The following is a 13,641-nucleotide window of genomic DNA, read 5'->3' on the forward strand; positions in this document are numbered from 1 at the left end:
GCTCAGACCTTCGATTTACTGCCCATCAGCGTATTCGACGGCAAGGTCTCGTCGAGCAGCTTGCGCGCGCTTTCGATCCCCGCAACCGGCAGGCCCTTGGGATCGAGCAGCCCGACCTGCACGAGCACCGACGCCTGATCCCAATAGATGTGCTCGTTGTAGAGCTTGTCGCCGCGAAAGCACACCACCGCAAGCATCGGCACTTCGAAATACTTGCCGGTCGGTGCGACGCCCGGCAGCAGCCAGTCGATTTCGCAGCTATGCGTGCAGCCGAAAATGAATTCGTCGACGACGCGATCCGAGCCGATTGTGCGCGAGATCGGAATCAGCTTCGTGTCCGGCGGATTCGAATGGACGAAGTGATGCGTGTAGAAGCGCTTGAGGCGGTCGTGGCCGACGCCGCCCGTCATTGTCGGCACGTGGTTGACGTAGGGCTCGGCGACCATCGTTGGCATGACCGCGTCGACGTCGCGCGTCGCGAACTCGTGATAGCAGTGCGCTTCCCACAGCGCGTTCAGATCGTAGACCGGTCCGAGCACCTTGCGCAGCAGCGCGAGCGTGCGCGAGTACGCCATCATCGCGGCGGGCTTGTCGTACTGCTTGCGTTGCGGCGCGGCGAACGCGTGATCGCAGCCGGGGTACACGTATTGCTCGATCTGCGGGCGCATGCGCAACGCGGCGCCGATGCGCTCGCGCGTTTCCGGTGGGCAGTGCGCGTCGTTCTCGGGGAAGTGGAACACCATCGGGCAGCGAATCGAGCGCACTTCGTCGAGCAGCGCTTCGAGGCCCACGCCGTAGTAGCTGACCGCGCAATCGACATCGGTGCGCGCCGCGCTCAGAAACGCGAGCTTGCCGCCGAGGCAATAGCCGACGGTGCCGACCTTGCCGGCCTGTTCGGGCATCGCGCGCAGCGTCGCGATGGTGGCGGCGATGTCCTGGACCGCGAGATCGGCGTCGAACTGGTTCAGATAGCCGAGCGCCTGCTGCATATCGGCCTCGCCGTAGCCGAGCTCGATGCCGGGCTTGATGCGCCAGAACAGGTCGGGCACGAGCACCACGTAGCCTTCTTCGGCGTAGCGCTCGGCGGTCGCCTTCATCGAGTCGTTGACGCCGAAGATTTCCTGCAGCAGCACGAGCCCGGGGCCCGAGCCTTGCGCGGGACGTGCGACGTAAGCGTTGAAACGGCCGCCATCCTGGGCGACGACTTCGATGAAAGAGCCGGCCATGCAGTTGTCTCCATGCAGCCTCAGCGCTGCGAAGTGCGTTACGTCATCATGCGCAACTCGAAACGTTTGAGCTTGCCGGTTTCGGTGCGCGGCAACGCGCCGACGAAGGTGATGACGCGGGGATATTTATAAGGCGCCACGTTATTCTTCACGAAATCCTGGAGTTGCGCGACCAGTTTGTCGTCGGCGGTGTAGCCGGGATTCACCACGACGAAGGCCCGCACGATCTGTCCGCGCGTTTCGTCGGGTACGCCGATCACGCCGCATTCGGCCACCGCCTCGTGTTGTAACAGCACGCTTTCCACTTCAGGGCCGGAGATGTTGTAGCCGGCCGAGACGATCATGTCGTCGGCGCGCGCCTGGTAGAACACGTAGCCGTCGGCGTCGAGATAGACCGAGTCGCCCGGCAGATTCCAGCCGTCGCGCACGAAGCGCAGTTGACGCTCGTCAGCCAGATAGCGGCAGCCGGTCGGGCCGCGCACCGCGAGCTTGCCGATCGTGCCGGGCGGCACTGGCCGCATGTCGTCGTCGACCGCCTGTACCTCGTAGCCGGGTACCGCGCGGCCGATCGCGTTCTGGCGAATCTCCGCGCCTTGCGACGAAATGAAGATGTGGATCAGTTCGGTGCCACCGATGCCGTCGATCATGTCGATGCCGCTCGCGTCGCGCCATAGGCGTCGCGTCGAATCGGGCAACGCCTCGCCGGCCGACACGCTTTTCTTCAGCGACGACACGTCGTGCTGCGCGATGAGCGGCGCCATCTGCCGATAGAAAGTCGGCGCGGTGAATACGATGCTCACGTGAAACCGCTCGATCACTTCGAGCAGGCTTTTCGGCGTGAGCCTTTCGATCAGCACCGTCGACGCGCCGACGCGCAGCGGAAAGCACAGCATGCCGCCGAGCCCGAACGTGAACGCGAGCGGCGGCGTGCCGCAAAACACATCGTCCGCGGAGGGCTTCAGCACGTGGCGCGGGAACAGGTCGCACATCGCGATCACGTCGCGATGGAAATGCATGCAGCCCTTCGGCGCGCCGGTCGTACCGCTCGTGAAGGCGATCAGGCAGACGTCGTCGGCGGCGGTATCGCACGCGGTGAAATGGTCCGGCTTGTTGACGGCGAGCGTGTCGAGCGAATCGGCCGCATCGTCGTGAAAGCGCAGCGTTTGCTGCAGCCGCGCGCAGTAGAACTCGTCCTGCGGATCGGTGCAGCGCGCCAGTTCGTCGAGCAGGCGCGCGTCGCATAGCGCGGCGCTGATCTGCGCCTTCTCGACGATCTGCTTCAGCTCCTTCGCGCGCAGCAGCGGCATCGTCGGCACGACCACGAGGCCGGCTTTCAGCGCCGCGAGCATCGTCACGGCCATCTGCAATGTGTTCGGTCCGCGCAGCAACACGCGATTGCCGGGCCGCAAACCCATTTCGTCGACGAGCACGTGTGCGCTACGGTTGACTAGCGCGAGCAGCTCGCCGTATGTGGTGGCTTGCAGCTTGCCGTCCACGTCGGACCAGATCGCGGGCCGGTCGCGATGTCCGGCCTCGATGGTCCGCTCCAGCAGTTCGGTGGCGCAATTCAGCCGCGGCGGATACGCGACATCCGGATTGTCGAGCAGAAAGACGGGCCATTGATCCTGCGGCGGCAGGTTGTCGCGCGCGAAGGTATCGACGTGTGCTGACGGTTCCATCATGGTCTCCCGGGGGCGTTGAGCCGGAATTGCGCCTGCTTCGGTGTAAGGGTGTGTGCGTGTGTGTCTTGGTGAGGCCTGAAACGTTCAGTGCAAGGTGCGTGGCGCGCTACGGCATTCAGTGCGGAATCACCGCGGTCGCTTCGATCTCGACCTTCGCGCGGTCTTCCATCAGTGCGACGACCTGCACCGCGCTCATCGCGATGTCGTAGTCGCCGATCAGCTCGCGAAACGCGCGGCCGATGTCCTTCAGCGACGCGAGGTACTCGCGCTTGTCGGTCACGTACCACGTGAGCCGCACCAGATGCTCGGGCTTGCCGCCCGCCTCGCGCAGCACGGCGAGCAGATTTTTCAGCGCCTGCTCGGACTGCTGCGCGAAGTCGTCGGTATGGAATTGCGCCTGTTCGTCCCAGCCGATCTGACCGGCGATGAACACCTGGGTGCCGGTTGCCGCGACGCCGTTCGCATAGCCGCGCGGTTTGATCCAGCTGGCCGGAAGGAGAGCTTTTTTCATGAGCGATGCGCCTCGATGGAGGGGGACGATGGAGCGTACGCCGCGAGCGCGCTCGCGATGTCGCTGGGAATATCGATCGATTTGCCGCTGTCGAACGACATGAACACGAGCACCTGTTTCGCGCGAAACCGCGTTTCGCCGTCGCAGTGACCGTGAATCTCGATGTCGATCGAACTGCGGCCGATGCGCTCGACGTCGAGCGTGAGCAGGATCGTTTCGCCGAGCCGGCTCGGTCGCGCGAATTCGCAGTCGAGCTTGACGATCGGCAGGCCGGTGCGGCGCGCGCCGATCATCTGCGCGTAGTCGATGCGCAGGCCCTCGTAAAACCAGTCTTCGACCAGCACGTTGGTCATCACGAGGTACTGCGGGAAGTACACGATGCCCGCCGGATCGCAGTGCGAGAAGCGGATGCGTACGGGTCGCTCGAACGACGTGCTCATTGCGCGTTCCCGTTCGCGGCGGCATACGCCTTCAACAGATCGCGCCCGACGATCAACTGCTGCACTTCGGTCGCGCCCTCGTAGATGCGCAGCGCGCGAATCTCGCGGTACAGCAGCTCGACCGCGTTGCCGCTTTGCACGCCCATGCCGCCGTAGAGCTGCACGGCCGCGTCGATCACCTGCTGCGCGCCTTCGCTCGCGTGCCATTTCGCCATCGCCGCTTCGCGTGTGACGTTTTCGCCCTGGTCGCGCAGCCATGCCGCGCGATAGACGAGCAGCGCGCTGCTGTCGATGGTCAGCGCCATCTGCGCGAGCTTCGCCTGCGTCAGCTGGAAGTCGCCGAGCGTCTGGCCGAACATCTTGCGCGACGCCGCACGCTCCAGGCCCTCGGCCATCGCGTGACGCGCAAAGCCGAGCGATGCCGCCGCGACCGACGTGCGGAAAATATCGAGCGTGCGCATTGCGATCTTGAAGCCTTCACCGGGCGCGCCGAGCATCTGGCTCTTCGGCACGCGCGCGTTCGTGAAGCGCAAACGCGCGAGCGGATGCGGTGCGATCACGTCGATGCGCTCGGCGATGTCGAAGCCCGGCGTATCGGCGTCCACGATGAACGCGCTGATGCCGCGCGCGCCCGGCGCTTCGCCGGTGCGTGCGAACACCACGTAGAAGTCCGCGATGCCGCCGTTCGAAATCCACGTCTTCTCGCCGTCGAGCGCGTAGTGGTCGCCTTCGTCGCGTGCCGCGAGCGACATCGCCGCGACGTCCGAACCCGCTTGCGGTTCCGACAGCGCGAATGCGGCGATCGCCATGCCGCTTGCGACGCGCGGCAGATAGCGCGATTTCTGATCATGCGTGCCGGCGAGCGAGATCGCGCCCGAGCCGAGCCCTTGCATCGCCAGCGCGAAATCGGCGAGGCCCGAATAGCGCGCGAGCGTTTCGCGCAGCAGGCAGACCGCGCGCGTGTCGATCGTGTCGCCGTGGCCGCCGTACGCGACACCGCCGACGCCGTATTTCAACCAGCCCGCCGCGCCGAGTTCGCGCACCAGCAGACGGCAGGTCGCATCGGTGTCGCCGTGCTCTTCGTGGCCGAGTTGCGCGCGGCACCATTGGTCGATGCCCTTCGCGAGTTCGCGATGGCGCGGCTCGAAAAACGGCCACGCAAGCGGGCTGTGCAGGTCCATCTGATCGTTCTGACGGTCGGCGCTCAACTCAGTCTCCTTCGAACACGGGACGCGTCTTTGCCGCGAACGCGTTGTACGCGCGCTCGAAGTCGCGCGTGCCCATGCAGATCGCCTGCGCCTGGGCTTCGGATTCGATCGCTTCGTCGATGCTCATGCTCCATTCCTGGTGCAGCATCTTCTTCGTCATGCCGTGCGCGAAGGTCGGGCCGGACGCGAGATCGGCGGCGAGCTTGTGGGCTTCCTCGAGCAACGCGGCCGGCTCGCACAGGCGGTTGTAGAAGCCCCACGCGTGGCCTTCGTCGCCGCTCGCCGAGCGGCCGGTGAACAGCAGCTCGGCGGCGCGTCCCTGACCGATGATGCGCGGCAGCATCGCGCAGGCGCCCATATCGCAGCCGGCGAGACCGACGCGCGTGAACAGGAATGCGAGCTTGCTGCGCGCGGTGGCGATGCGCAGATCGGAGGCCATCGCGAGGATTGCACCGGCGCCCGCGCAGACACCGTCGACGGCTGCGATGATCGGCTGCGGGCAGTGGCGCATCGCCTTGACGAGGTCGCCGGTCATGCGCGTGAACAGCAGCAGTTCGGGCATCGGCAGATCGATCAGCGGCGCGATGATGTCGTGCACGTCGCCGCCGGAGCAGAAGTTTTCGCCGGCGCCGTGCAGCACCACGGCCTTCACGTCGGTCGCATAGACGAGGTTGCGGAACAGGTCGCGTAGCTCCGCATACGATTCGAAGGTCAGCGGGTTCTTGCGCTCGGGGCGGTTCAGCGTGATCGTCGCGACCTTGCCGGTCATCGACCAGCCGAAGTGCTTCGCCTCGTAGCCTGCGAGCGTCAGGCGGTTGCCGGCCAGCAGCGCGTCGGCGTTGGATCGTGTCATTGCGTGTCTCCAGCGGTTCTGAACGGTTCAGATTGGTTTCGGCGCGCGTCAGCCCTTCAGGCTGTCGAGCAGATGCTGCTTGAGCTTGCCGAGGTCCTGATGCGTGTGCATTTTTTCGTCGAGGCTCAGGCCGCCGAACATCTCGACGACCCATTGCTCGTGCGCGACCGCCATCTTGTCGAACGCTTCGCGGCCGGACGGTGTGAGGCACACGCTGATCGAGCGGCGATCGTTCGGATCGGTGTCGCGCGCGACGAGCCCTTCTTTTTCCAGCTGATCCGTGATGCCGGTGACGTTGCCGCCCGTCACCATCATGCGGCGCGACAGCTCGGTCATCTTCAGTCCTTCGGGATGACGTTCGAGTTGCGCCATCAGATCGAAACGCGGCAACGTGGTGTCGAATTCGATGCGCAGACGTTTGCGCAATTCGGCCTGCACGAGGTTCGTCGTGGTCAGCATGCGCAGCCACAGACGCAGACCCATGTGACTGTCCGCGCCGGTACTCATTTCGAGGTCCACGACGTTCTCCGCGGTTCGGCCGCTGCTGGGGCGAGGCGGTTTCGATTCGGCCGTCGCCGTCGATTTGCGGATGCGGGTCGGCTTGTTCACATCACTTCTCCGCCGGAAATGGAAATGGATTGTCCGGTGATCGCTTCCGCGCCGGGACTGCACAACCACAGCACCGCGTTGGCGACCTGTGCGGGGCTGACGAAGCGGCGCTGCGGATTCGAGCGCAACAGCGTTTCGCGCGCCTGCGCTTCGGTGCGCGAGGTCTTGCTGGTGATCTGTTCGAGCGACGCATGCAGCAGCTCGGTTTCGGTGTAGCCGGGGCACACCGCGTTGACCGTGATGCCGCGCGTCGCGGTTTCGAGTGCGAGCGAGCGCGTCAGACCGATCACGCCGTGCTTCGCCGCGCAATACGCAGCGACGTACGCATAGCCGATCTGACCGGCCGTGCTCGCAACGTTGACGATGCGCCCATGGCCGCGCTCCAGCATGCCCGGCAGCACCGCGCGCGTGCCGAGAAAGACGCCGGTCAGGTTCACGTCGAGCATGCGCTGCCAGAGCGCCATGTCGGTGTGCGAAAACGGCGCGGCCTGCGCCTGGCCCGCGTTGTTGACGAGAATATCGACGGCGCCTGCCTGTTCGAACGCGCGTGCCACCGAGTCTTCCTGCGTGACGTCCATGCTGATGCACGCAACGTCGCCAAGCGCCGCGCAGTGTTCGCGTTGTGCTTCGAGCCGTTGCGCGTTGCGGCCCATCAGCGTGACGCGCGCGCCCGCTTGCAGCAGCGCTTGCGCAATGGCCGCGCCGATGCCGCTGCCGCCGCCGGTGACGACCGCGTGCTGCCCGGCCAGTGAGGTATCCGACGACGTGTTCACACGGTTCCTTCGGCGCGTTGCGCGCGTTGTTGCGCCGTCAGGCCGGCGTTCGCGATCGCCTGCGCGCGTTCGCGTTCGAGGTTGCGTTCGAGCTGCATCTTCGCGGCGGTGTAGGGTTTCGGCCACGCGACGTCGAGGTAGCCGATCTTCGCGGCCTCGTTCAACGTCCACGACGGATTCGCCAGATGCGGACGCGCGATCGCGCACAGATCCGCACGGCCTGCCGCGATGATGCTGTTCACGTGGTCCGCCTCCGAGATCGCGCCGACCGCGATCGTTGCGATACCGGCTTCGTTGCGCACGCGATCGGCGAACGGCGTCTGGAACATGCGGCCGAACACGGGCTTCTCTTCCTTGCTGACCTGACCCGACGACACGTCGATCATGTCCGCGCCGGCCGCCTTGAACGCTTGCGCGATCTTCACCGCGTCGTCGGGCGTGTTGCCGCCTTCGACCCAGTCGTGCGCGGAAATCCGCACCGAGATCGGCTTGTCTTGCGGCCATACCGCGCGGATCGCGTTGAACACCCGCAGCGGATAGCGCAGACGATTTTCGAGCGAGCCGCCGTATTCGTCGGTGCGTCGATTCGTGAGCGGCGACAGGAAGCTCGACAGGAAATAGCCGTGCGCGCAGTGCAATTCGAGCCAGTCGAAGCCCGCTTCGATCGACATGCGCGTCGCGTCGACGAACTGCTGCTCGATCTCGCGCATCTCTTCGTGGGTGGCTTCGCGCGAATGCTGGCTGATGCCGCGCAGATACTGCTGCGGCGACGCTGAAATCAGCGGCCAGTTGCCTTCGGTCAGCGGCTGGTCGATGCCTTCCCATGCGACGCGCGTCGAGCCTTTCGCGCCGGAGTGGCCGAGCTGGATGCCGATCTTCGCGTCCGATTGCAGATGCACCAGATCGACGATGCGTTTCCATGCGGCCAGTTGTTCGGGCGTGTACATGCCGGGACATCCGGGCGTGATGCGCGCTTCGGGCGACACGCAGGTCATCTCCGTCATCACGAGCGCGGCGCCGCCCATCGCGCGCGCGCCGAGGTGCATCAGGTGATAGTCGCCGGGGATGCCGTCGACGGCCAGGTATTGCGCCATCGGCGACACCATCACGCGATTTTTCAGCGTGACGCCGCGCACGGTGAAGGGCGTGAACATCGGCGGAATCGAATGCTTATCCACCGCACGCTCGATGCCCGCGCGCTTCGCGAGCCAGTCTTCGAAGCCGGACAGATAGCGCGAATCGCGCTCGCGCAGGTTTTCGTGCGAGATGCGCTGCGAGCGCGTGAGCAGCGAATACGCGAACTGCTCGGGCTCGAACGACGTATAGCGGTCGACGTGCTCGAACCATTCGGTCGAATTGCGCGCGGCGTTCTGGATGCGCAGCACGTCGACGCTGCGTACCTCGGTGTAGTGCTGCAAGGCCGCGGCCAGATCGTTCGGATGCGAACCCGGATGCGCGCTCATGCTGTTCGCGAGTTCGATCGCGTCTTCGAGCGCGAGCTTGGTGCCCGAGCCGATCGAGAAGTGCGCGGTGTGCGCGGCATCGCCCATCAGCACGATCGGCGTACGCGTGCCGTTCGCGTTGGTGCGCCAGTGTACCCACTCCTTGTTGACGACACGCGGAAAGCGGATCCATTGCGACGAGCCGCGCAGATGCGACGCGTTCGACATCAGCGGATTACCGTCGAGGTACTTCGCGAACAGCTTTTCGCAGAACGCGATGCTGTCTTCCTTGCTCATTTCGTCGAGGCCGGCGGCGCGCCATACGCGCTCCGGCGTTTCGACGATGAAGGTGGAGGTCTGGTCGTCGAAGCGGTACGCGTGCGCCTGAAACCAGCCGAATTCGGTTTCTTCGAACGCGAAGGTGAATGCGTCGAACAGCTTCTTCGTGCCGAGCCACACGAAGCGGCAGTCGCGCACGTCGATGTCGGGTTGGTAGGTGTCCGCGTATTTTTGCCGGACCATGCTGTTCAGGCCGTCGCTCGCGATGATCAGGTCCGCGTCGTACGTGCTGTCGTCGACGACCTGGGTTTCGAACACGAGCTTCACACCCAGCTCTTCGCAGCGCGCCTGCAGGATATTCAGCAGACGTTTGCGGCCGATGCCGCAGAAGCCATGGCCCGACGAGCGCACGCTGCGGCCGCGGAAGTGGATTTCGATGTCGTCCCAGTGATTGAACGCATCGAGAATTGCGTCGGCGCTCGGGGCGTCGGCGGCGCGCAGATTGCCGAGCGTCTGGTCGGAGAACACCACGCCCCAGCCGAAGGTGTCGTACGGACGGTTGCGCTCGACCACCGTGACGTCGTAGCCGGGGTTGCGTTGCTTCATCAACAGACTGAAGTACAGGCCCGCTGGACCGCCACCGATACAGACTATGCGCATGCTGGTTCCCCAAATGGACTCTGCTGTGAGGTTAATTTAGGTCTGGATAATTTAAATGTCAAGTAAATGGATGAAGCTGGTGGCCAGGGTTTTCCCAGGGAGTTCGAGCGTTTGCGGGGGCGGCGCCGATGCACCGCTTGAAGTCCGCCGTCGTTGGCAGCGCGCCAATTTCAGGCTCTGATGTGTTCTAAAAAAGCAGCTGATCTGATGCAAGTTGAATGAAATTGCCAAAGGCACACATACCTTTAAACCAAACTGAACATCTGCATTACTCGCGGATAGCTTTCGTCGATCTGCGTCGTGTCGGAGTTATCGTAAATTTTCGTCAATTAAGATGAATCTCTGGACGAATCCCATTCATCTTTCGTCGTAGCTCCGTTAGATTCGGGAAATCGAAAAATTCCGTGAGTCGGATGACGCACATATCTGAATGCGGTGGCGGCCGGACGGATTAAAAAATTTTAGTATGAATTCGAATCGTAGAACCTATTGCTTCCCGAACTTCGTGGAGGCGCTTTTCATTGTCATTGCGCTTTTCTTTCTGGAGTATCTGACGGGGGCGTTGATTGCGGGCCTCGGCACCGCAGCCGGACTCAAGAAAATGGCGATTGCGGATATTGCTCGTGTGCTTGCCTACGGGGTGGGATTCGCGGTGCTGCTCGACCAGAACGGTTTGACTTATCGCGGACTGGTCGAGGGTGATCGCTTTTCATGGCGTTCGACGCTCGGACTTTTCCTGCTGCCTGTGCTGCTGATAACTCCAGGATTACTGGTCGTCGAGAATCTGTTGCAGTGGGTAACGGTTCAGTGGTTTCCGCTGAGCGACGCCCGACGCGAGGCCGGCTACTACTTTATAACCGATGGTCTGAGTTCCGTTTTCCTTGTATGCGTGATTGCGCCGGTTGTGGAGGAGTTGCTTTTTCGTGGCATTTTTCTTCGCAGCTTTTTGCGGCAGTATTCGTCGTCGCGCGCGATCGTCTATTCCGCTCTGATATTCGGACTGGCGCATATGAACGTTTATCAGTTCGTGGTCGCGTTTGTGGTGGGGCTACTAATCGGCTGGATGTATGAGCGCACGCGTTCGTTGATCCCCGGCATGCTCTTGCACGCTTTTTACAACACGGCGGTTACGCTGACCGCGCTGCGCTGCGGCCCCGATGTGAGGGCCGTCTGCGGCGAATGGGGGATGCCTTTCATGTGGTATCCGACGGCGCTGGCGATCGGTGTGCCTGGCGCGTGGCTGCTGTTCAGGTTGCTTGGTATCAAGGTGCCGACGAGTCTGCGCAGTTGAGACGGGATGTATCGACCGAATGTGATGGCAGGCAGACCGTGGAAAGCGCGCCGGTACGGAGAACTACATTGCGTGACGTATGACCCGAAACCATTTCAATCCGGCTTCCGAAACGCATTCGGCGTGACCCCGGTAAACCGCTTGAAAAACCGCGTGAAATAAGCCGGCTCGGTGAAACCGAGAAAATCCGAAATCTGCGCGATGCTCAGCGCGGTATAAGTCAGGCTGCGTTTTGCTTCGAGCATCAATCGCTGATGCACGAGGGCGAGCGCGCTTTTACCCGCGAGCCGCTGACAAACCATATTCAGATAAACCGGCGTCACCCCCAACTGATCGGCGTAATGGCTGATCGCGAGATGCTCGCGGTAGTGTTTTTCGACCAGGCTGTAAAACGCCTTCAGATGAGCGTGCCCGCGATCCCGCCGTTCGCTGCGTTCCTCGCCCTGCTGGGCCTGCCGGCTGACCCACACCACGAGCGCGCTGACCAGCGAGCGCAGCAGCAGATCGCGCGACGGCGCAGGCAGCCCATACTCCTCGTTCAGCTTTCCGCACAGCGTGTCCAGATACGCGCGATCGTCGCCGACCGCATGGCAACCCGGATGTTCGAAAACCCGGCGCGGCGCGTCCATCTGCTGCTGCAGCCAGTTCATCAGCGGCGCGGCGATCGTGATCACGTAGCCGTCCACCTCCGGCGAGAACTGGAAGCCGTGCACGCACATCGGCGGGACGATCTGCACCGATGGCATGTCGATGCGGGTTGTCTCTCCTTCGATTTCGAGTTCCGCGGTGCCCTTCTGCACGTAAAGGATCTGCGCGAGGTCCGCGTGCCGATGGCGGCGGATTTCCCAGTCATGCAGGCTGCTGCGCTCGGGGATCGACTCGCAGTGCAGCAAATCGAGCGTGCTCCAGTCGCGCCCTTCACCGTATAAATTGAAGACGGGGATGTCGTGCTGTGACGGCTGCTTCATGGGTTCGTCGGCGGTAAGTCGATCCGCCCGATACTTTCTAAAAGTCCAATTTTAATCCGAAAAAATGCCTTATCAGTGTCGCGTGTTTCTAGAAAAATGCAATTTCGACCGTGGCGGCAGATATCGGAGCCCGCACCACAGAGCGGCAGTTCACGGTGTAAATGAACACAGGAGACATCGATCATGAAAACCACCATCGCGATCATCGGCGCCGGACCGTCCGGGCTGCTGCTGGGGCAGTTGCTGCACAAGGCGGGTATCGACAACGTAATCATCGAGCGCCAGAGCGGCGAATACGTGCTCGGCCGCATTCGCGCCGGCGTGCTCGAACAGGGCACGGTCGACCTGATGCGCGAAGCGGGCGTCAGCGAGCGCATGGACGCGGAAGGCCTCGTTCACGACGGTATCGAGCTGGTGTTCGGCGGCCGGCGTGACCGCATCGATCTGAAGAAGCTGACGGGCGGTTCGTCGGTGCTGGTGTACGGCCAGACCGAGATGACGCGCGATCTGATGGCCGCGCGCGCGGCGAGTGGCGCGACGACGATCTACGAAGCAGCCAACGTCCGTCTGCACGACGTGAAGGGCGAAGCGCCGTACGTCACCTACGAAAAGGACGGCGAGACCCACCATCTGGATTGCGATTACATTGCCGGCTGCGACGGCTTTCACGGCGTGTCGCGCAAGACTATCCCCGAGGAAGTGCTCACCCACTACGAGCGCGTCTACCCGTTCGGCTGGCTCGGCATGCTGTCCGACACGCCGCCGGTCAATCACGAACTGATCTATGCGCATCACGAACGCGGTTTTGTGCTGTGCAGCCAGCGTTCCACGACCCGCAGCCGCTACTACCTGCAAGTACCGTTGACCGAGAAGGTCGAGGACTGGCCCGACGAGCGCTTCTGGGAAGAACTGAAGACACGCCTGCCGAAGGACGTTGCCGACAAGGTCGTTACCGGTCCGGCGCTCGAAAAGAGCATCGCGCCGCTGCGCAGCTACGTGGTGGAGCCAATGCAGTACGGCAAGCTGTTCCTCGTCGGCGACGCCGCGCACATCGTGCCGCCGACCGGCGCGAAGGGCCTGAATCTGGCCGCGAGCGACGTGAGCACGCTGTACCGGATTCTGACCCGCGTCTACCGCGAGGGCCGTACCGATCTGGTCGAGAAGTATTCGCAGATCGCGCTGCGCCGCGTGTGGAAGGCGGAACGGTTCTCGTGGTTCATGACGAACCTGTTGCACGAGTTCTCGGAGCGCGACGCGTTCGACAAGCGCATGCAGCGTACCGACTACGACTACTACACGAACTCCGAAGCCGGGCTCAAAACGATCGCGGAAAACTACGTCGGTTTGCCGTACGATCCGATCGAATAAAAAGGCCGGTTACGCCGGGTCAAGACGTCCTCGCTTCCTGCAAGGACTCTTTTTCGGGGTGCTGCCACGCACCCCGAAACATCCTCTCCCTCTCTCTTCCTCTTCCCGCACACAAACCTCCCATGCAGGTTTTCTGCGGCTCGCCGCGCCGACGCGCAACGCACTCCGCCGCGCCGTACGCCATCCACACCCACCGCGACAGCGGACCTCCATGTTTTACCGCCTTTTTGCTGCCGACTGTCCGCCGGCCGGGAAGCCGTACCATGACCCTCGCGTCCGGCCCATTTAGGGCTAGCATCCACATACGTCGCGCCGTAACGCGCTATATTTG

Annotated in this window: 12 protein-coding genes; 2 read left to right on the forward strand and 10 right to left on the reverse strand. The window is 63.3% G+C overall.

Features of this window, described 5'->3' with window-relative positions; translation table 11 throughout:
• Positions 1-2: 2 nt before the first annotated feature.
• The 9 genes from HHL14_RS28265 to HHL14_RS28305 all read right to left on the reverse strand — a co-directional run bounded on the left by HHL14_RS28265 (position 3) and on the right by HHL14_RS28305 (position 9,683).
• On the reverse strand, positions 3-1,226 hold the full coding sequence (locus HHL14_RS28265) for a dienelactone hydrolase family protein (RefSeq protein WP_169500897.1): 1,224 nt from the start codon (positions 1,224-1,226) through the stop codon (positions 3-5).
• Between the two features lie 38 nt (positions 1,227-1,264).
• Complete coding sequence (locus tag HHL14_RS28270; protein ID WP_169500923.1) at positions 1,265-2,905, reverse strand: AMP-binding protein; 1,641 nt, start codon at positions 2,903-2,905, stop codon at positions 1,265-1,267.
• Positions 2,906-3,023: 118 nt separating this feature from the next.
• On the reverse strand, positions 3,024-3,419 hold the full coding sequence (locus HHL14_RS28275) for a RidA family protein (RefSeq protein WP_169500898.1): 396 nt from the start codon (positions 3,417-3,419) through the stop codon (positions 3,024-3,026).
• Entirely contained in the window at positions 3,416-3,859 is a 444-nt protein-coding gene (locus HHL14_RS28280) for an acyl-CoA thioesterase (protein WP_169500899.1), read from the reverse strand. Before HHL14_RS28280 ends, HHL14_RS28275 begins: the two co-directional genes overlap by 4 nt.
• Positions 3,856-5,040: an acyl-CoA dehydrogenase family protein gene (locus HHL14_RS28285; RefSeq protein ID WP_407945316.1), complete on the reverse strand. Its 1,185-nt coding sequence runs from the start codon at positions 5,038-5,040 to the stop codon at positions 3,856-3,858. Before HHL14_RS28285 ends, HHL14_RS28280 begins: the two co-directional genes overlap by 4 nt.
• 28 nt (positions 5,041-5,068) lie before the next feature.
• Positions 5,069-5,920, reverse strand: a complete 852-nt coding sequence (locus HHL14_RS28290) for an enoyl-CoA hydratase family protein (RefSeq protein WP_169500901.1) — start codon at positions 5,918-5,920, stop codon at positions 5,069-5,071.
• A 48-nt stretch (positions 5,921-5,968) separates the two neighbouring features.
• A complete protein-coding gene (locus HHL14_RS28295; RefSeq protein ID WP_329601744.1) occupies positions 5,969-6,511 on the reverse strand; it encodes a MarR family winged helix-turn-helix transcriptional regulator in 543 nt (180 codons plus the stop codon).
• A gap of 14 nt (positions 6,512-6,525) precedes the next feature.
• Entirely contained in the window at positions 6,526-7,302 is a 777-nt protein-coding gene (locus tag HHL14_RS28300; RefSeq protein ID WP_169500903.1) for an SDR family NAD(P)-dependent oxidoreductase, read from the reverse strand.
• Positions 7,299-9,683 carry a bifunctional salicylyl-CoA 5-hydroxylase/oxidoreductase gene (locus tag HHL14_RS28305; RefSeq protein WP_169500904.1) on the reverse strand — a complete coding sequence of 795 codons (2,385 nt, stop codon included), beginning with the start codon at positions 9,681-9,683 and terminating at the stop codon, positions 7,299-7,301. The genes HHL14_RS28300 and HHL14_RS28305 overlap by 4 nt, the downstream gene beginning before the upstream one ends.
• Before the next feature lie 466 nt (positions 9,684-10,149).
• On the opposite strand from HHL14_RS28305, the gene HHL14_RS28310 reads away from it, so the two are divergent.
• A complete protein-coding gene (locus HHL14_RS28310; RefSeq protein ID WP_169500905.1) occupies positions 10,150-10,974 on the forward strand; it encodes a CPBP family intramembrane glutamic endopeptidase in 825 nt (274 codons plus the stop codon).
• 95 nt (positions 10,975-11,069) lie between these two features.
• On the opposite strand, the gene HHL14_RS28315 is transcribed toward HHL14_RS28310, so the two are convergent.
• Positions 11,070-11,942, reverse strand: coding sequence for a helix-turn-helix domain-containing protein (locus tag HHL14_RS28315; protein ID WP_169500906.1), 873 nt, complete (start codon positions 11,940-11,942; stop codon positions 11,070-11,072).
• Between the two features lie 183 nt (positions 11,943-12,125).
• On the opposite strand from HHL14_RS28315, the gene pobA reads away from it, so the two are divergent.
• Positions 12,126-13,310: a 4-hydroxybenzoate 3-monooxygenase gene (gene pobA, locus HHL14_RS28320; protein WP_169500907.1), complete on the forward strand. Its 1,185-nt coding sequence runs from the start codon at positions 12,126-12,128 to the stop codon at positions 13,308-13,310.
• Positions 13,311-13,641: the final 331 nt, after the last annotated feature.

It is taken from the genome of Paraburkholderia antibiotica (genome assembly GCF_012927125.1).
Classification (GTDB): Bacteria; Pseudomonadota; Gammaproteobacteria; order Burkholderiales; family Burkholderiaceae; genus Paraburkholderia; species Paraburkholderia antibiotica.

Coding starts and splice junctions, on each gene's coding strand:
- HHL14_RS28275 (WP_169500898.1), bottom strand. CDS start 3,419: ATGAAAAAAGCTCTCCTTCCGGCCAGCTGGATCAAACCGCGCGGCTAT.
- HHL14_RS28305 (WP_169500904.1), bottom strand. CDS start 9,683: ATGCGCATAGTCTGTATCGGTGGCGGTCCAGCGGGCCTGTACTTCAGT.
- HHL14_RS28310 (WP_169500905.1), top strand. CDS start 10,150: ATGAATTCGAATCGTAGAACCTATTGCTTCCCGAACTTCGTGGAGGCG.
- HHL14_RS28285 (WP_407945316.1), bottom strand. CDS start 5,040: ATGGACCTGCACAGCCCGCTTGCGTGGCCGTTTTTCGAGCCGCGCCAT.
- HHL14_RS28280 (WP_169500899.1), bottom strand. CDS start 3,859: ATGAGCACGTCGTTCGAGCGACCCGTACGCATCCGCTTCTCGCACTGC.
- HHL14_RS28265 (WP_169500897.1), bottom strand. CDS start 1,226: ATGGCCGGCTCTTTCATCGAAGTCGTCGCCCAGGATGGCGGCCGTTTC.
- HHL14_RS28315 (WP_169500906.1), bottom strand. CDS start 11,942: ATGAAGCAGCCGTCACAGCACGACATCCCCGTCTTCAATTTATACGGT.
- HHL14_RS28290 (WP_169500901.1), bottom strand. CDS start 5,920: ATGACACGATCCAACGCCGACGCGCTGCTGGCCGGCAACCGCCTGACG.
- pobA (WP_169500907.1), top strand. CDS start 12,126: ATGAAAACCACCATCGCGATCATCGGCGCCGGACCGTCCGGGCTGCTG.
- HHL14_RS28270 (WP_169500923.1), bottom strand. CDS start 2,905: ATGGAACCGTCAGCACACGTCGATACCTTCGCGCGCGACAACCTGCCG.